This window comes from Bradyrhizobium sp. S3.12.5 (assembly GCF_040548225.1).
GTDB classification, from domain to species: domain Bacteria; phylum Pseudomonadota; class Alphaproteobacteria; order Rhizobiales; family Xanthobacteraceae; genus Bradyrhizobium; species Bradyrhizobium cytisi.
In genome coordinates this window covers 98,726-116,593 of sequence record NZ_JBEPRF010000003.1, presented here as the reverse complement: position 1 = coordinate 116,593, position 17,868 = coordinate 98,726, and the positions used below count along the sequence as shown (strand labels likewise).

Annotated in this window: 17 protein-coding genes and 1 pseudogene; 9 read left to right on the top strand and 9 right to left on the bottom strand. The window is 64.6% G+C overall.

Annotation, left to right across the window (positions count from 1 at the left end):
* Positions 1-4: 4 nt before the first annotated feature.
* Complete coding sequence (locus ABIC09_RS04650; protein ID WP_354108540.1) at positions 5-829, bottom strand: aspartate dehydrogenase; 825 nt, start codon at positions 827-829, stop codon at positions 5-7.
* A gap of 37 nt (positions 830-866) precedes the next feature.
* Positions 867-1,784 (bottom strand): LysR family transcriptional regulator, encoded by a 918-nt coding sequence (locus ABIC09_RS04645; RefSeq protein WP_354108539.1) that lies wholly within the window; start codon positions 1,782-1,784, stop codon positions 867-869.
* Positions 1,785-1,918: 134 nt separating this feature from the next.
* Between ABIC09_RS04645 and ABIC09_RS04640 the strand changes: the two genes are divergently transcribed.
* Positions 1,919-3,217 (top strand): MFS transporter, encoded by a 1,299-nt coding sequence (locus ABIC09_RS04640; protein ID WP_354108538.1) that lies wholly within the window; start codon positions 1,919-1,921, stop codon positions 3,215-3,217.
* Positions 3,218-3,238: 21 nt separating this feature from the next.
* The gene (locus ABIC09_RS04635; protein WP_148754119.1) at positions 3,239-4,312 is read left to right on the top strand and encodes a tartrate dehydrogenase; all 1,074 of its coding nucleotides are present in this window, start codon (positions 3,239-3,241) and stop codon (positions 4,310-4,312) included.
* A 49-nt stretch (positions 4,313-4,361) separates the two neighbouring features.
* Here the strand turns inward: ABIC09_RS04635 and ABIC09_RS04630 are convergent, their stop codons facing one another.
* The gene (locus ABIC09_RS04630) at positions 4,362-5,300 is read right to left on the bottom strand and encodes a LysM peptidoglycan-binding domain-containing protein (protein ID WP_148754207.1); all 939 of its coding nucleotides are present in this window, start codon (positions 5,298-5,300) and stop codon (positions 4,362-4,364) included.
* Positions 5,301-5,399: 99 nt separating this feature from the next.
* Positions 5,400-6,059 carry a CGNR zinc finger domain-containing protein gene (locus ABIC09_RS04625; protein WP_502917645.1) on the bottom strand — a complete coding sequence of 220 codons (660 nt, stop codon included), beginning with the start codon at positions 6,057-6,059 and terminating at the stop codon, positions 5,400-5,402.
* Between the two features lie 79 nt (positions 6,060-6,138).
* Here ABIC09_RS04625 and ABIC09_RS04620 point away from each other — a divergent pair.
* Together ABIC09_RS04620 and ABIC09_RS04615 are read left to right on the top strand one after the other, a co-directional pair.
* Positions 6,139-6,839 (top strand): annotated as a pseudogene (locus ABIC09_RS04620) (alpha/beta fold hydrolase).
* A 74-nt stretch (positions 6,840-6,913) separates the two neighbouring features.
* Positions 6,914-7,765 carry an alpha/beta fold hydrolase gene (locus tag ABIC09_RS04615; protein ID WP_354108537.1) on the top strand — a complete coding sequence of 284 codons (852 nt, stop codon included), beginning with the start codon at positions 6,914-6,916 and terminating at the stop codon, positions 7,763-7,765.
* 111 nt (positions 7,766-7,876) lie between these two features.
* Here the strand turns inward: ABIC09_RS04615 and ABIC09_RS04610 are convergent, their stop codons facing one another.
* Positions 7,877-8,593, bottom strand: coding sequence for a hypothetical protein (locus ABIC09_RS04610; protein WP_354034246.1), 717 nt, complete (start codon positions 8,591-8,593; stop codon positions 7,877-7,879).
* 279 nt (positions 8,594-8,872) lie between these two features.
* Here ABIC09_RS04610 and ABIC09_RS04605 point away from each other — a divergent pair, with 279 nt between their 5' ends.
* Together ABIC09_RS04605 and ABIC09_RS04600 are read left to right on the top strand one after the other, a co-directional pair.
* Positions 8,873-9,796, top strand: coding sequence for an ABC transporter ATP-binding protein (locus ABIC09_RS04605; protein ID WP_148754116.1), 924 nt, complete (start codon positions 8,873-8,875; stop codon positions 9,794-9,796).
* Complete coding sequence (locus ABIC09_RS04600) at positions 9,793-10,554, top strand: ABC transporter permease (RefSeq protein ID WP_148754115.1); 762 nt, start codon at positions 9,793-9,795, stop codon at positions 10,552-10,554. The genes ABIC09_RS04605 and ABIC09_RS04600 overlap by 4 nt, the downstream gene beginning before the upstream one ends.
* Before the next feature lie 43 nt (positions 10,555-10,597).
* Here ABIC09_RS04600 and ABIC09_RS04595 read toward each other — a convergent pair whose 3' ends face one another.
* A complete protein-coding gene (locus tag ABIC09_RS04595; protein ID WP_148754114.1) occupies positions 10,598-10,921 on the bottom strand; it encodes a hypothetical protein in 324 nt (107 codons plus the stop codon).
* Positions 10,922-11,282: 361 nt separating this feature from the next.
* On the opposite strand from ABIC09_RS04595, the gene ABIC09_RS04590 reads away from it, so the two are divergent.
* From ABIC09_RS04590 to ABIC09_RS04580, 3 genes are all read left to right on the top strand, one after another.
* Positions 11,283-12,074, top strand: coding sequence for a L,D-transpeptidase (locus ABIC09_RS04590; RefSeq protein WP_354108536.1), 792 nt, complete (start codon positions 11,283-11,285; stop codon positions 12,072-12,074).
* 424 nt (positions 12,075-12,498) lie between these two features.
* Complete coding sequence (locus tag ABIC09_RS04585; RefSeq protein ID WP_148754112.1) at positions 12,499-12,753, top strand: acyl carrier protein; 255 nt, start codon at positions 12,499-12,501, stop codon at positions 12,751-12,753.
* A gap of 26 nt (positions 12,754-12,779) precedes the next feature.
* Positions 12,780-14,480, top strand: coding sequence for a fatty acyl-AMP ligase (locus ABIC09_RS04580; protein WP_354108535.1), 1,701 nt, complete (start codon positions 12,780-12,782; stop codon positions 14,478-14,480).
* Between the two features lie 6 nt (positions 14,481-14,486).
* Here ABIC09_RS04580 and ABIC09_RS04575 read toward each other — a convergent pair whose 3' ends face one another.
* Genes ABIC09_RS04575 through ABIC09_RS04565 form a run of 3 tightly spaced genes read right to left on the bottom strand, consistent with a single transcriptional unit; the run spans position 14,487 to position 17,852 of the window.
* A complete protein-coding gene (locus ABIC09_RS04575; RefSeq protein ID WP_354108534.1) occupies positions 14,487-15,497 on the bottom strand; it encodes a hypothetical protein in 1,011 nt (336 codons plus the stop codon).
* Positions 15,472-16,854, bottom strand: coding sequence for an MBOAT family O-acyltransferase (locus tag ABIC09_RS04570; protein ID WP_354108533.1), 1,383 nt, complete (start codon positions 16,852-16,854; stop codon positions 15,472-15,474). Before ABIC09_RS04570 ends, ABIC09_RS04575 begins: the two co-directional genes overlap by 26 nt.
* Before the next feature lie 38 nt (positions 16,855-16,892).
* On the bottom strand, positions 16,893-17,852 hold the full coding sequence (locus ABIC09_RS04565; RefSeq protein ID WP_354108532.1) for an acyl-CoA desaturase: 960 nt from the start codon (positions 17,850-17,852) through the stop codon (positions 16,893-16,895).
* Positions 17,853-17,868 lie beyond the last annotated feature (16 nt).

Below are 17,868 nucleotides of genomic sequence, written 5' to 3'. Positions count from 1 at the left end.
AGAGTTACGTCCCGACGCAAAGCGTGGCGCGCTGCTTGCGCAGCAGCGCGATCACGGACAGCGCGGTGATCATCCCGGTCTTGGGATTTTCGGATGGGATGTTCTCGATGCCCATCGAGAACCGCGCCGAATCCGCTTCGACCTCGATGCGGTGAACATTGCGCGTCACAGTGGGGTCGGCCCAAACCTGCATCCGGGTGCGATCGGGGCCGATACCCGCCAGCGACAGCGCAACGGCGACATTGACGTTCGCCGGGAAGCCCTTCGCCGCGTCGCGCGCGCTGCCCTCGAACAGTTTTAGCGGCTCGCGCAGATTGTCGAGATCGATCTTGTTCTGAACGATGAACGGTGCGCCCTTCAGCCCGTCGATCGGCTTGCGCGTGACCATCTTCACCGAATGAATGGTGCCGACCGCAGCTGCGTTGACCGCATCGAGCCCGACCAGCGCACCGGTCGGGACGAGGATGCGGCCGCCATTGGAGCGGGCGATATCGACGAGATCAAAATTATCGAGCAATCCGCCAACGCTGACCACGACCGCGGACCTGCCGCGCGTCACCGCCGGCTCGACGATGGAGCGCAGCTGGCTGCTCGGCGCGCATTCGACCACGATGTCGGCGGCGTCGCCGAGCTGGTCGATCGGCAAAACCTGCGGCGGACGGCGCAGGCTGCTCAGGAAGCTCTGGTGTTTCGCGGGATCGCGTACCGCCACGGCAGAGAGCGTCAGCCCCTCAATGCCCTGATCAAGCGCAGCTGCAATCTTGCTGCCGATCGAGCCCAGGCCTGCGATGGCAACCCGCAATTCGTTCTGAGCCTTCTGATCAGTCATCGCATCCACCGTTTGTCCAGGCCACTGTCATAGCCGCTCACGCTTCCCGCGCATAGCTGCGCAGGCGCGCCTCCAACACCGACAGCATCGCATCGCGGGCCGGATCGCGCGATCCGCGCAACCAGGCCGCTGCCAGCGGCAGCCGGCCGACAGGGCCGCTCTGCTTCGGACGGAGCGGTACGAAGCGTACGCCGGAGACCGCCATCCGCGTGGTCCAGCGCGGCACGATCGCAACCCCGAGCTTCGTTGCCACCAGATGGATGATGGTCTGCTTCTCGTCGGCCACCTGCACGATGCGCGGCATCAATCCGGCCTGCTCGAACAGCTTTATCGTGAGGTCGTGGCTGTGCGGCCGCGAGCGACGGTCCGGGACCAGCATCGGCTCGTCGGCGATGTCGGCCAGCGTGATCGACTTGCGCGTAGCGAGCGCGTGGCGCTGCGGAAACGCCACGATCGCGGTCTCCTGAAGCAGAGGCCGGAACTCCAGCCGCTTGTCCGGCCGGTCGGGCGGACGAACGAAGGCGAGATCGAGCGCGCCGGTCAGGATTTTCGGCAACAGCCGGACAGTCTTGTCCTCCAGCAGCTGGACCGCGACCTCGGGATGCCCGGCGCGGAAGTCACGCAGCAGCGGCGGCAGCAACCCCGCCGCCGCGCTGTCGATGGCGCCGACCCGCAGCCGCCGCGCGGCGCCGGCGCGCGAGCGGTTGCGCAGGTTACTCTCCACGGCTTCGACCCGGGCGAGGATGGCGCGGGCGTCGCGCAGCAGCGTCGTGCCGTCCTCGGTGAGCGAGACCGCGCGGGTGGTGCGCGCGAACAGCCGCGTCCCCAGATCCTCTTCCAGCAGCCTGATCTGGCGGCCGAGCGCGGACGGCAGCATCTGGAGATGCTGCGCGGCGCGGCCGAAATGCAGCTGCTCGGCCGCCGCCACGAAGCATCGGAGCTGATGCAATTCCATTCGCGGATCCCCTCGTCTCGCCGTAGGAGGATTATATCATTTTTTTGTATAAACCAGCGGCAATTGAGTCCCACTCCTGCCCACGCCTAGGCTCGCTGCCACACAACGAGAATCAGGACTTGAGGGAGGCCAGAGTGGCGAGCGAGATTCAGACGCGCGTGCTGCGCAAGATCACCTGGCGCATCGTTCCCTTCATCATGCTGCTCTACTTCGTGGCCTTCATCGACCGCGTCAATATCGGCTTCGCCTCGCTGACGATGAACAAGGACATCGGCCTGTCGCCGACCGTCTACGGTTTTGGCGCCGGCATCTTCTTCTGGGGCTACTTTCTGTTCGAGGTGCCCTCCAACATCATCCTGCACAAGGTCGGCGCCCGGATCTGGATCGCGCGGGTGATGATCACCTGGGGCCTGGTCTCGGCGGCAATGGCGTTCGTGCAGGGTGCGACCAGCTTCTACATCCTGCGCTTCCTGCTCGGCGTCGCGGAAGCCGGCTTCTTTCCCGGCATCATCCTCTATCTCTCCTACTGGTTCCCGGCTCGCCAGCGCGCCGCGGTGACCGCATTGTTCATGGCGGCAGCACCACTCTCGACCGTGCTGGGCTCACCGGTCTCCGGCGCGCTGCTGGAGATGGACGGACTATTCGGCTTCAAGGGCTGGCAGTGGCTGTTCGTGCTGGAGGCGCTGCCGGCCGTGCTGCTCGGCTTCGTCGTGCTTGCGTTCCTCACCGACCGGCCCGAGAAGGCGAAGTGGCTCGCCGACGACGAGCGGCGATGGCTGGTCGAGACCATGAATGAGGAGACCACCAGCAAGGCCGCGACCGCGAGCCATAGCATCTGGCGCGGGCTCGCCGATCCGCGCGTGCTGGCGCTGTCGCTGATCTATTTCGGCACTTCGGCCGGCCTCTACACGCTCGGCGTCTGGGCGCCGCAGATCATCAAGCAGTTCGGCCTGTCCACGCTTCAGGTCGGCTTCCTCAATGCGTTGCCGGCCACAGCTGCCGTCGTCGCCATGGTGCTGTGGGCGCGGCATTCGGATCGCACCGGCGAGCGCACCTGGCACGTCGTGTGGGCCTGCCTGATCGCCGCCGTGGGCCTCGCCTATGCCGGTCTTGCGGCCGGAGTCGTCGCGGTGCTGGTGGCACTGGCGCTGGTCAATATCGGTATCTCCTCGGCCAAGCCGCCGCTCTGGAGCATGCCAACGCTGTTCCTGTCCGGTCCCGCGGCTGCCGCCGGCATCGCCACCATCAATTCGATCGGCAATCTCGGCGGTTTCGTCGGTCCCGCCATGATCGGCTGGATCAAGGACCAGACCGGGAGTTTTGTCGGCGGGCTCTATTTCGTCGCCAGCCTGCTCGTCCTCTCGGCGGTGCTGACCCTGCTATTGTCGCGCGCGCAGACCGCGCCCGTCGAACCCGTCCCGCAATCCCACTGATCTCTCCAACGGAGCTTTCTCATGCGCACCCATTCGATCGCAGCCATTCCCGCCGACGGCATCGGTCCCGAGGTCATCTCGGCCGGAATCCGCGTGCTGGAGGCGCTGGCCAAGCGCAGCGGCGACCTCGCCTTTACCATCAAGACCTTCGACTGGGGCTCGGACTATTACAAGAAGCACGGCGTGATGATGCCAGCCGATGGCCTCACTGAACTGAAGAAGTTCGACGCCATCTATTTCGGCGCGGTCGGCGCGCCCGACGTGCCTGATCACATCACGCTGTGGGGCCTGCGCTTGCCGATCTGCCAGGGCTTTGACCAATACGCCAATGTGCGGCCGACCAAGATTTTGCCCGGCGTCGCCTCGCCGCTGCGCAATGTCGGCATCGGCGATCTCGACTGGGTGATCGTGCGCGAGAATTCGGAGGGCGAATATGCCGGCATGGGCGGCCGCGCTCACAAGGGCCTGCCGGAAGAGGTCGGCACCGAAGTCGCGGTGTTCACCCGCGTCGGCGTCACCCGCATCATGCGTTACGCATTCCAGCTCGCGCAATCGCGTCCGCGCAAATTCCTGACCGTGGTGACCAAGTCGAACGCGCAGCGCCACGGCATGGTGATGTGGGACGAGATCGCAGCCGAAGTCGCCAATGAATTCCCCGACGTCACCTGGGACAAGATGCTGGTCGACGCCATGACTGTGCGCATGACGCTGCATCCGAAGAGCCTCGACACCATCGTGGCGACCAACCTCCACGCCGACATCCTCTCAGATCTCGCCGGCGCGCTGGCGGGCAGCCTCGGCGTGGCGCCGACCGGCAACATCGATCCGCAGCGCCGCTTTCCCTCGATGTTCGAGCCGATCCACGGCTCGGCCTTCGACATCACCGGTAAAGGCATCGCCAACCCGGTCGCGACGTTCTGGACCGGCGCGCAGATGCTCGAGCATCTCGGCGAGAAGGACGCAGCCGCACGGCTGATGAAGGCCGTCGAGCAGGTCTGCGCCGCTGGCGTGCTGACACCTGATGTCGGCGGCAAGGCGAGCACGAAGGATGTGACGGATGCCGTGATCGACGCGATCCACGGCTCGAACGTGTGATCTTCTCCCTCCCCTCGCAAGCAAGGCGAGGTGATGAGGTGACGAAGCACTACTTTCGCCCAGCCGGCGGAGGCGCCGGCGCCGCCATCGCGGCCGCGGCGTCCGGCGGCGTCAAATGGCGCGGGACGATGATCGACTGGCCGGGGGTGAGCGTCGCATTCTCCGGCAGCGAGTTGCTCTGCGCGAGCGTCCACAGCGGCACGCGATTGGCGGCAGCAATGCTTGCCATGGTGTCGCCGCGGCGGACCGGCAGCCGCACGCCGCTATCCCACAACTCGACCAGCGTATCCCCCGGCACCAGATAGCGCAGCGGCACAGCATCGACCTGGATCTGCGGCGGGATGCGCGGCAACTGCGTCACCATGTCGACGATCTGGCGGTGGATGTCGTCGGACTTCTCGATGTTGATGTGCGAGACCCGCGAGTTCTCCTTGAGGTCGTAGCTCGCATAATGGCCGCGGAATCCCGGCACCGCGACCACATTGCCGCCGCCGAGCACGCTGTCGGAGAGGAAGATGTTGATGAAGCGCTCGACATTGAGCGGCACGTCATCGGTTGCATGGGCGGGGTCGATGGTGATGACGAGGCTGATCGGGATGTTCTCCTTGGCCGCCATCTCGGAGATGATCACCGAGCACAGCCCGCCCATGGAATGGCCGATCAGCACGATCGGCGCCGGCGCTTCCTTGTAGCTCGCAATCGCACGATCGCCGATCCATCGGCAGATGGTGAATTCGTAGACGTCGGCCGAGAAGCCGGCCTTGGTCAGCTTCTCGGCAAGCCGGTCCATGCCGGTCGAGAAGATCGGCCCCATCGCGCCGCGAAACAGATAGATCTTCGGCGGCGGCAACGGCTCGGCCGGCGGAAGTGGCGCGACGGCCGGGACCGCAGCCGGCTTCGGCTTGGCGGGCGAGGCCGCGGCCATGCCGGGGTTCAAGGCGAGCAGCGCAACCGCTGCCAGCACCACAAGTCGCCTTGGATCAATCATCAAGTCCCGCAGTCCCACCACAGGAGGCAGACGCCTCCCCGGGGGCTTAGTGACCACCGATTGGGTGGTTTTTGGGGCACGGAACCGAGGCCGCCGTCATCACTGCCTGCTCTTGAGTCGGTTGCGATGCGCGGCCTGCTTGGCGCGGTTGCCGCAGACCGCCATGATGCACCACCGTCGCGCGCGCCTGCGGGTGTGGTCGGCGAACAGCATTGTGCAGTTATGGCCCTCGCACGCCTTCACGCCGGAAAAGTCCTCCTCGCAGACGAACTTCGCCATCGCCTCGCCGACCGGCAGCAGCAGGGACTCGGGCGACCGCCAGCGCCGTATCTTTTGCAGCGCGAGGCCGTCACTGCTCTCACCGTGACGTGACACGATCTGCCGGAACGCTTCATCGCGTTCCAAAAGACTATTCAACGGACCAAGCTCTTGCAGCGCCTTCGCCGTGAGCGGCCGGCCTGCATGCTTGCGAACAAAGCCTCTGAACCATTCGCGCAAGGCGCGCGCCTGATCGGCGACCTTGTCCAGCTCGCGCGGCAAGGCGCGCGCTCTCATCGCATCGAGCTCGTCAGATGGAACGAGCTTGGCCTGGCCTAGCCAGTCAATCAGCCCGGCGCCATCGTCGATCCAATCGACGGGCGTATCGACCGGGGTCGCAATCGAATTGAGGAAATCGAGACCGAGCGAGTCGGCAATAAACATGGCAGGCGGTCTGTTTGGCAAGTGCGGCTCCCCCAGCCAGACGGAATACAATAACATAACCTGTAAGATGGTCGTTGACAAGTTACTATCAAGGAACGTAACCTACAAATAGACTTGAACAGGTTACGATGGAGGGATGAAGATGGCCCGAGGCAATGTCACGGTGGTCCTTGCCCATGGCGCGTGGGCGGACGGATCGAGCTGGGCGCGCGTCATCACCGCGCTCGGGGCCGAGGGGATCAAGGCGCAGGCGGCGCCGCTGCCGCTGACCTCCTTGGCTGACGATATCGCGGCCCTGAACCGCAGCTTGGATCGCACCGAGGGGCCGATCGTGCTAGCCGGCCACGCCTATGCCGGCGCGGTGATCGCACTCGCACGTCCTGCCCGCGTGAAGGCGCTGGTCTATGTCGCGGCCCTTGCCCCCGACGAGAGCGAGAAGGTTGCGGACGTGTTCTATCGCCTTCCGCCGCATCCGCAGGCGCCGAAGCTTGCTCCCGACGACAATGGCCTGATCTGGCTGCCCGAAGACGCCTTCGCAGCGGCGTTCGCGCAGAACGCCCCGGCGGAAGATCGTGCCGTGCTCGCGGCCGTGCAGCGGCCGATCTCTCTGAACTGCATCACGGTCCCGGCCGCCGCCCGCTCTGGAAGGATATCCCGAGCTGGTTCCTGATCGCCGAGCAGGATCGCATGATCGTGCCAGAGACGCAGCGCTACATGGCGGAGCGTATGAAGGCGAACATCCGCGCCTTCCCCGTCGATCACACACCGAGCGTCACGGCACCGGCGGCCGTCACCGACATCATTCGCGACGCGGTCCGCACCGTGAGCGGCAACTAAGGCGCCCTGCGCCACCGGCGTCGCGCCGGTGCCGTTCCAACTTTCTTAAGGCAACCCCAATGACGGAGACTGCCATGACCTCCACCAGATATCGCACCGCCGACATTGACGGCTTCAAGGTGTTCTATCGCGAAGCCGGGCCTATCGCCGCACCGAAGCTTCTACTGCTGCACGGCTTCCCGAGCGCCGGCCACATGTTCCGTGACCTGATCCCGCTGCTGGCCGACAGGTTTCACCTGGTCGCGCCCGATCTTCCCGGCTTCGGCCAGTCCGACATGCCGTCGCGCGAAGCGTTCAGCTACACCTTCGACAACTTCGCGCGCGTGATCGAGCGCTTCACCGAGGTGATCGGCTTCGACCGCTTTGGAATCTATGTCTTCGACTATGGCGCGCCGACCGGCTTCCGATTGGCACTCAGCCGTCCCGAGCGGATCACGGCCATCATCTCGCAAAACGGCAACGCCTATGAGGATGGGTTGAGCGACGGCTGGACTCCGATCAAGGCCTATTGGCAGGATCCATCGCCCGCCAATCGCGACGCGCTGCGCGCCTTCCTCACACCTGAGACGACGCGCTGGCAGTACACGCATGGCGTACCCGATCCGACCCTGGTGTCACCGGACGGCCAGAACCTCGACAATTTCTATCTGGCGCGGTCGGGCTCCGATGACGTGCAGCTCGACCTGTTCGGCGACTACAAAAGCAATGTCGCGCTCTATCCCGCCTTCCAGGAGTATTTCCGCAAGCACAAGCCGCCGTTCCTCGCGGTCTGGGGCAAGAACGATCCCTTCTTCATTCCGCCCGGCGCCGAAGCGTTCAAGCGCGATAATCCCAACGCGGTCGTCAAATTCCTCGACACCGGTCATTTCGCGCTGGAGACGCATGCAAGCGAGATCGCGGATGCCATTCGCGCCTTCCTGGCGTAGCGAGAGCAGTCCGCTGCGGCGGCGTGCCTTCACCGCATGGACAAGACAATGCCGCCGCCGACATGGATTTCGACGGCGGCATGATGAGGTCAGCCGCTACGGGCGAAAGCTTCAGTTCCTCGCCGGCGCCACAGCCGCGGCCGAGTGCGCAGCCCGCGGAGCGCCGGGTTCGGCGACCGGTCCAGCCGGACCGCGCGAGCGGGCGATCGCGGCATCGATCTCGGCGATCACGCGGCGCTGGATTGCCTCGTTCTTGTCGATGGTGATGTGACCGACGCCGCTGCCGCGCACGTCGACATTGTCGAGCTTGCCACGGAGACCGGACGCGGCCCGCACCGGCTCACCCGGACCGTCGCCGATATAGATGTTGATGTAGCGCTCGGCACCGGTCGTCAGCTTGGTCTTGAACACGGAGTCGAGCCCGATCGCGAGCTTTACGGGCACGCCGAGCTGGTTGAGCTTGGCGATCATGTCGGGCAGCGCGGTCGCGCCCGATGAATGGCCGACCAGCACGATGGTCTTGAGCCGGCCCGCCTTGTAGTTCGCAGCCGCCTCATCGGCGAGCGAGGACCAGGACACGAAGTTCGCGACGGTCACCGGGATGCCCTGCGCCTGGAGGCGGGCGCCGATCGTGTCGAGCCCGAGCGAGAAGATGTTGAGCACGCCGCGGAGCAAATAGACATGCGTCGTCGCGGCAGCCTGGCTCGGCGCCGCCTTGGCGGTGGTCGGGCTCATGGCAACAGCTGACAGCAGAAGCAGGCAGATCGCCCACATACGGAGGGTGGACAACTGGCTGGCGCCGGCGGTGTGACGGCCGTTCGGTCTCATCGATCTTTTCCCTGGGGACATACGCTTCGCGATTGGCTGGAATCGTAGCCACGGGCCGCTCGCAGACGCAACAAAGAGCCGCGTGAACGGCGATCTTAGCCGCAATCCGTGACCATCGCGCAACACTTGCCTGAAACCTGCCACCGAAGCGCCTGTTTTGAGACCAATTTTCTCCGGCCAATTGCGACGGGGCAACGGCATTCCTATTTCAGGGCTCCGCTGCTCCCCGCCCGACAGGGTGCGGGTTCCGGCGCCTCCCTCCCCACCCGACCGGCCATCATGTCCTCCATCATTTCCGTCGCCAATCTGTCGAAGACCTATGGGTCCGGCTTCAAGGCGCTCAAGAACGTCAATCTCGACATCAAGCGCGGCGAGATTTTTGCGCTGCTCGGCCCCAACGGCGCGGGCAAGACCACGCTGATCTCGATCATCTGCGGCATCGCCAATCCCAGCGAGGGCAAGGTTCTCGTCGGCGGCGAAGACATCCAGACCTCCTATCGCAAGGCACGCTCGCTGATCGGCCTGGTGCCGCAGGAGCTGCACACGGACGCGTTCGAGAGCGTGTGGGCGACCGTGAGCTTCTCCCGCGGCCTGTTCGGCAAGCCGAAGAATCCTGCGCACATCGAGAAGATCCTCAAGGACCTGTCGCTCTGGGACAAGAAGGACAACAAGATCATCACGCTGTCCGGCGGCATGAAGCGCCGCGTCATGATCGCGAAAGCGCTGTCGCACGAGCCGCAGATCCTGTTCCTGGACGAGCCGACCGCCGGCGTCGACGTCGAGCTACGCAAGGGCATGTGGGAGGTGGTCCGCACGCTTCAGCAGTCCGGTGTCACCATCATCCTCACCACGCATTACATCGAGGAAGCCGAGGAGATGGCCGACCGCATCGGCGTCATCAACAAGGGCGAGATCGTGCTGGTCGAGGACAAGGCCACCTTGATGCAGAAGCTCGGCAAGAAGCGGCTGACGCTGCATCTGCAGCCCACGCTCGCCGCGCTGCCGGAGAGCCTCGCTCATTACGAGCTCGACCTTTGCGACAGCGGTGCGACGCTGGTCTACGATTACGACACCAAGGGCGAGCGCACCGGCATCACCAGCCTGCTCAGCGACCTCCGCACCGCCGGCATCCGTTTCAACGATCTCGACACGACCCAATCGTCGCTCGAGGACATCTTCGTCGACCTCGTGAGGGCGTCATGAATTACCGCGCCGTCCGCGCCATCTATCTGTTCGAAATGGCGCGCACCTGGCGCACGCTGCTGCAGAGCATCGTTTCGCCCGTGGTTTCGACCTCGCTCTATTTCGTGGTGTTTGGTGCTGCGATCGGCTCGCGCATCAGCCAGGTCGAGGGCGTGAGCTACGGCACCTTCATCGTGCCGGGCCTCATCATGCTCTCGGTGCTGACGCAAAGCATCGCCAACGCCTCGTTCGGCATCTACTTCCCGAAATTCACCGGCACGATCTACGAGATCCTGTCGGCGCCGATTTCTTACTTCGAGATCGTGCTTGGTTATGTCGGTGCGGCTGCGACCAAGTCGATCATCCTCGGCCTGATCATTCTCGCCACCGCCGGGCTGTTCGTGCCGCTGCACATCCATCATCCGGTCTGGATGCTGACCTTCCTGGTGCTGACGGCGGTGACGTTCAGCCTGTTCGGCTTCGTCATCGGCATCTGGGCCGATGGGTTCGAAAAGCTCCAGATGATCCCGATGCTGGTGGTGACGCCGCTGACCTTCCTCGGCGGCAGCTTCTATTCCATCGACATGCTGCCGCCCACCTGGCGCACCGTCGCGCTGCTCAACCCGGTCGTCTATCTGATCTCGGGCTTCCGCTGGAGCTTCTACGAGATCGCCGATGTCAGCGTCGCCGTCAGCATCGGCATGACGACGGCGTTCCTGGTGATTTGCCTCGCCGTGATCTGGTGGATTTTCCGGACCGGCTATCGGCTAAAGAACTGACCGTCATTCCGGGCGCGCTCCGCGCACCCGGAATGACGGCGTGTTACCTGTAGCAGCGGAAATGGTGGTACCCATCATAATAGCCGCGACAGTGGCGGTGGCCGTGATAGGGGATACCCAAAATACCATCGACAGCACCAACAGCACCACCGACACCGGCGCCAACGACACCGCCGACAGCGCCGCCCACGGGACCAGCGATGCGGTTACCCTCGTAAGAACCTTCCTGAGCGCCACGCACAATGCCCTGGGCGTGGCTGGCTTGCGGCACGCAAGCCAGGGCAAGAAGGACGGCGGCGGCCGCGAAGAGCAGGCGGACGGGCAGACCCGCCGGCAACTGCGCAGCGGCAATACGAGCTTTGTTCATCTTGAATCCCCAAGGGTAAGTGGCGGCGACAGCCGCCAATTGGCAGGCCGTGTTCAACGCTCGAAGCGGCCAAATGGTTGCGCCTTTGTGACGAATTGTCGGCGTTGTGAAAGCAGCTTCCGCTCGCGAAAATGTCAGCATCGCCAGAGCCGGCGCGGCACAAAGCGGCCTTGCTTACGCCCGGCATCACGTTAACGATGGGTGCGGCAGGCCGCTGGAACGAAAGCCGGATTGCAGCCATAGTGCACGCCGGGGGACGGAGAGCCGCGGCGTTATTGTTTGAGCATGATCTTTTCGGAAAACCGCTACACACTTTTCCGGATCATGCTCTAGCGCGAACAGGCCGGAGGCCAGAATTCAAATGCGTTCCTTTTTCATTGCGTTCACGTCCCTGATGCTTTTGAGCGCGGGCACCGCGCAGGCCAAGGTCGACATTACGATCGACAAGGACAATCAGCAGATGACCGTCGTGGTCGACGGCGTCACGCGCTACCACTGGCCGGTGTCGACCGGCATCCCCTCGCGCGAGACGCCGGGCGGCGCCTTCCGCGCCTTCCGCATGGAAGAGGATCACTACTCGAAGGAATTCGACGACGCGCCGATGCCGCACTCGATCTTCTTCACCAAGATCGGGCACGCCATCCACGGCACCGACTCGGTCGGACGATTGGGCACGCCCGCCTCACATGGCTGCGTGCGGCTGTCACGCCAGAACGCTTCGACGCTCTACGCGCTGGTGCAGGAGCAGGGCGTGCTCAACACCACGGTGACGCTGACCGGCTCGGCGCAGGTGGCGCTGGCCCGCAACCCACGCGGTCGCGCCGACAATGCGGTGGCCCGCGCCCAGCAGCCAGCTGAGGAGCAGTACGCGACCTCGGGCGATCCCGTGAATTTGACGCCGCCGATGCAGCCGGCCCGCCGCTACATGCCGCAGGACGACAACTACATCTATCCCGCCGACGGCAGCGACACCGGCGCGCGCTATCCGGCGCCGCGCCCGGTCACCCGCCCCTATGGCACGCAGGCCTACCAGCAGCTGCCGCAACCGCAGCCGACGTACGACCAGGGCTATGGCCAGCAGGGCTACTACTATCAGCAGCAGCAACAGCCCCGGCAGTATTATCAGCCGCGCGGCTATTACCAGCAGAACTGAATCTATCGTTTGAGATCGCCCCCGGGGTGGCGAGCGCGGCTTTGAGCTTGTCGACGGGCTCGCCGCTTCTGAGCAGCCGCCAGCCCCTCGGTCCAGCGCCCTCCTTGCGTCGCTGCGTTCATCTGCGCAAGTAGCGAATCAAAATCGTCGCCGCGCTGGGCGACGGCTGGCTTGGATATGGCCAGAGCGGCGAACAAGCGGGGGCGGCTCAATCGCGTCGCAGGCGTCAAACTGCAACTTTCGGAGCATACGGCGGCCGTTGCCCCTGTTGACCGCAGGAAATCGCGCCAACCTGGGCACGAAATGAGCAGCCGTGCGGCGCAGGAAAGCAACAGTCCCCAACCTTCAACGCCGCGGCGTTTGGGCCAAATTGACAACCTTGAGGTCGCCCGTATTGTCGTTCCGACTGTTTCTGGGAAATGACATGACACGCGAGCAGATTTCGGATTTCTGCGTTACGGCGCTAGCCAATATCCTGCGAATTTCGAAGGACCGCGTCGACACCGGCACGAAATTCAGCCGCCTCGGCCTCGATTCGGCGATGCTCGTCTATCTCATGATGGAGCTCGAGGAGAAGCTCGACCTCGAACTGTCGACGGATGACTTCTACGACCACCCTACGGTTGAGGCGCTGTCGCGATTTCTCGCGGACAAGCGCGCGCTCCGCTCCGCCGCCTGAGGGCGGCTGAAGCCGGCGCAATCCAGATGGACAATCTCCGCTCACTCGTCGCGCTGCTGGCGCGGCGCGCGGCGGAGCAGGCTGACGATCGCGCCTATGTCTTCGTCTCCGATCGCGCGACGGAGGAAGCAGTCCTCACCTTCCGTCAACTCCATGAGACCGCAACCGCCCTCGCCGCGCGCCTGAGCGCGTCCGCACGGCCCGGCGACCGCGCGATCCTGGTGTTTCCGCCAGGCATCGAATTCATGGTGGCGTTCTTCGGCTGCCTGATGGCGGGGATCATCGCCGTGCCGATGATGATGCCGCGGCGAAACAGCGCCCGCGATTCCAGCGCAGCGATTCTCGCCAATTGCACGCCGGAGCTCGCGCTGACGACCACCGCATTCGCAATGCGCGGTGACCTGGAGGCGCGCTTTGCGCAGGAGAATATCCGGTGGATCGAAGTCGACCTCACTGAAGCGGCCGGTGCGACGATCGATCTGCCGGAGCCAGCGCCCGACGACATCGCGTTCCTGCAATACACCTCCGGTTCGACCTCCGAGCCGAAGGGCGTCATGGTGAGCCACGCCAATCTGCTCGCCAATCTCGAGATGATCCGGATCGCGCTCGGCAACACCGGGCAATCGACCTATGTCAACTGGGTGCCGCTCTATCACGACATGGGGCTGATCCTGAACGCGCTGCAGGCCCTCTATGTCGGCGCGACCTGCGTGCTGATGGCGCCGAACGCGTTCATGCAGCGGCCGCTCGGCTGGCTGCGCGCAATCTCGCATTATCGTGCGGAGGTCGCCTGCGGGCCCAATTTCGGCTTTGACCTCTGCGTCAGCCGCTATCGCGCCGATCAGATGGAGGGCGTGGACCTGTCCTCGCTCCGGATCGCGCTCAACGGCGCCGAGCCGGTGCGCGCCGATACCATCGCGCGCTTCATCGAAACATTTGCGCCGCACGGCTTCGATCCCCGCGTGATGTATCCCGCCTATGGCATGGCAGAAGCGACGCTCCTGATCTCCGGCGGGACACGCGGCGGCGGCCACGTCACACGCAGTATCAGCCGCGCCGCGCTTCAGGCCCATGCGGCCGAGGCGCTGGCGGATCCTGACGACGCCCAGCTCGTCGTCGGTTGCGGCCGCGCGCTTGTCGGCGAGCGGATCGCCATTGTCGACCCCGAGCAGCGCCGACGGCTTCCGGCCGACCGCGTCGGCGAAATCTGGGTCAGCGGCGCCAATGTCGCACGCGTCTACTGGTGCAACGATGCGGCGACGCGCGAAGAGCTCAATGCGGAGATCGCGGATGAGGATGGCCGGTGGCTGCGCACCGGCGACCTCGGCTTCCTCGATCATACCGGCGAATTGTTCGTCACCGGCCGGATCAAGGATCTCATCATCATCCGTGGCATCAACCATTATCCGCAGGACATCGAGCGCACCGTGCAGTCGCTGGACAACGCATTGCGCGAGAACTGCGGCGCCGCCTTTTCCGTGCCGGACGAACATGGCGAGGAAAGTCTCGTCATCGTCCAGGAGGTCGAACGCACTGCGCGCCATACGATCGACACGACCGAGATCAAGGGCCAGATCCGCGAGGCCATCGCCGACAGCCACGAGCTCTCCGCCCGACATGTCGCGCTGATCCGTCCCGGCGCGCTGCCAAAAACCACCAGCGGCAAGATCCAGCGCAAGCTTGCGCGCAGGCTCTGGCTCGACGGTGGATTCGAGGAGATCGGCTGAGCCGGCTCAGAAATCGATCGTCGCGCTCTCGCCATCGCGCAGGCTGGCGATAATGCCTTGCTCGATCCGGCGCGCGAGTTTCGGGCGATAGTGGATGAAGTCGGCGAAGTTGTCGCGATCGCGGGTCAGCGCGTTGTCGACACGATAGCTGATGAAATTGCTGCGCGGACGCCCCGCGATGACGGCTTTCAGCGCGGCATCGCAAGCGACGCGCTCCAGCGCCACATCCGTGCCGGGCTTCGGCACGGTAGCCGCGAAAGTCGGCGGCACGATGATGACGATCGGCACGTCGGCCGGCAGCTTCCTGACGATCTCTACCAGCGCAGCGATCTCCGGGAATGTCGCCCGCGTCCCGGCGGATGTAGCCGGCGCCGGATCCCTGGGCCAGCCGACCTCCTTGAATTGGCCAGGCGGCCAGATGTCCTCATAGCTGACAAAGCCGTCCGGATTCATCCGCTGCCGCCAGCCGAGCCCGATGCTGAGCCGCTGAAAGGCCTGCTCGATCGCCTGCCAGGAGATCAGCCGCACCGCGTAGGTGACGACACTTCTGTCGTAGAGCCAATAGGGAAACGGAGCGCCCTCCTCCTTCGGCCGCGCATGAACGCACCAGCCGGGATCGGCCGCGAGCACCAGCGCGCCGACCTGCTTGTGATTGCGCAGGAAGAAATCGAGCACCGCGAGCTGCTCGCGCGGAGCCGAGCCGGTGGTGTAGAGCTGCACGAAGCGCAGGCCCGTCGCGCCGGACAATTCCGCCGGCGCGATCAGCTGCGCCGTCGAGTTGCCGAGGATGGCCGCGTTGAAATTCGGATCTCTGGCGCGGCTCGCAGCCGTGATCTGCGTGAGACGATTGTCGACGCCATCGATGCCGAGCAGGCCGAGCTTGCCGCTGTCATAGGGATCGACGATCACCATCAGCGCCAGCACCAGCACGGCCGCGCCGATCAGCGTGCCCATGCAGGCTATGATGCCCCTCCCCCAGCCGGGATCGGTCTCAGAACTTGAAGTAGACGAATTCATGGAGATCCCGACCACCCATGTGGAGCAGCAAAGCGAAAAGGCAGATCCCGAGCACGCCCGCAAGCCAGGGACTCGGGCGGCGCGTGAAGAATGCGACGATGTCCTGACTCGCCGGCAACAGGAAGGCGAACAACGGCGCCACGATCAGCGGCCAAAGGTGCCGCCCGCGCGCGAGCGGCAGCGGCTGGGCGAGCCCCGCGAAAACATGCCAGGCGGCCTCGACCGAGCCGGCGCGAAAGATCACGCCGGTTGCCAGCACGAACAGCACGGTGAGAGCCCAGCCGAGCCATGACGGGAAGCGCGGGCCATAGCGCCGCCACAGAGAACAAACGACCTGCGCAAGACCGTGCAGCACGCCCCAAAGGACAAAAGCCCAGCTCGCGCCATGCCACAAGCCGCACAGCGCCATGGTGATCAGCATTGCGCCGAAGAACTGCACCGGCAGAAAGCGCCGCGGCAGGATACGTAGATTGACCAGCGGATAGAACACGTAATCGCGCAGGAACAGCATCAGCGTGATGTGCCAGCGCTGCCAGAAATCCTGGATGTTGGTCGAGCGCAGCGGCGCATTGAAATTGTAGGGCAGCTGCACGCCGAACAGCAGCCCAAGGCCGATCGCGATGTCGGAATAGCCGGAGAAGTCGAACAGGATCTGGAACGAGAAGCAGAATGCGAGCCAGGCATCGCCGCTCGCAAGCGGCCCAGCCGTCGCCTGCATGTAGATGGGATCAAGCAGGTGCGCGATGCTGTCGGCGATCACGATCTTCTGGAACAGGCCGAGCGCGATGAAGCAGATCGCGATGCAGAATTGACGCTGCCAGCCCGGCACATAGACCTGCCTGCCGAACTGATGCATCACCTCCGACCAGCGCGCCAGCGGCCCCGCGATCGCCTGCGGAAAGAAGGCGATGTAGAGCGCGTAGCGATCGATCGCGTAGAGCGGCGCCTTGCCGCGCCGGAGATCGACCAGATACATGATGTGATGGAAGGTGAAGAAGGAGATGCCGAGCGGCAACCCGATGTCGAGCGTCGGCAACGTGGCACCCAGCACATGCCCGAGGTTGGCGAGGATGAAGTTGGCGTATTTGAACAGCGCGAGCACGCCGATATCGAGCAAGATGACGAGCGTCAGCACCGCCTTCCACTTCACCCGCCCATAGGCGACCGAGGCGAGCCAGTTGATGACGATCGAGGCGATCAGGAGCAGGACGAAGGACGGACTGCCCCAGGCGTAGAAGGCCAGCGACAGCGCCACCTGCACGACGATGCGCAAGCGCGGATAGGGATCGAACAGGCGGTAGATCAGCAGTGCCGCCGGCAGGAACACCAGGAGGAAGGGATAGTCGTTGAACAGCATCGGTTCAGCGCTGCGCCGTCATCGCCGGATGCCGATCCTCAGCCCGTTTCCAGATCGGGCGCGGCATCGCCCGGCTGCTGCAGCATGCGCCGGGCGATCTTCTCCTCGCTCGGCACCTTGACGTCCCAGGCTAGTCCGAGCGCCTCCAGCGCGCGGATGAAGATGAAGCCGGGATCGAACTCGAACCAGCGCAGGCCGAAGGCCGCCGAATACGGGAACGCGTGGTGGTTGTTGTGCCAGCCCTCGCCCCAGGCGAGCCAGGCCATCACGCCGAGATTGCGGCTGTTATCGTCACGGGTGACGAAGGGCTGCGCGCCAAACGTGTGCATGATGGAGTTGATGGCGGACATGGTCTGCTCGACCACGAACATGCGCACCACGCCGCCCCAGAGCAGGCCCGTCAGCGCGCCCCACAGGCTCATGGTGGCGAGGCCGCCAATCGCCGCCGGCAGCACCAAGCCGAGCGCGACCCAGCTGTAATAATAGCTGTTGACCGCAACCAGGGTGCGGTTGGCCATCAGATCCGGCACGTAATGGGCGACGTTGGGATAGTCGTGTGCGATCATCCAGGTCAAATGCGCGTGCAGAAAGCCGCGCAGGCGGCCCAGCACGCCGCCGCCATGCAGACGCGGCGAATGCAGATCGCCGTCGTGGTCGGACAATTCGTGGTGCCGCCGGTGCATCGCCGCCCAGGACAGCATCGGGCCGCGCCCGGCCATCGATCCCATCACGATCAAGATCGCGCTCATCCCGGTCGAGGTGGCGAAGGCGCGATGGGTGAACAGGCGGTGATAGCCGACGGTCAGCCCAAGCCCGGTGATCAGCCAGAAGCCGAACAACAGGCTGAGCTCAACGATGCCGATCGGACGATAGAAGAGGAGGCCCAGCGCAATCAGCGTACCGACAAAGGGCAAAACGTCGAAAATGATGAAATGCCGCCGCTGCATCTTGTGAAAATGCCGACTGCGAATGATGCGGTGATCGCGTTTCTGTTGCACGGTCGGGATTCCAAGG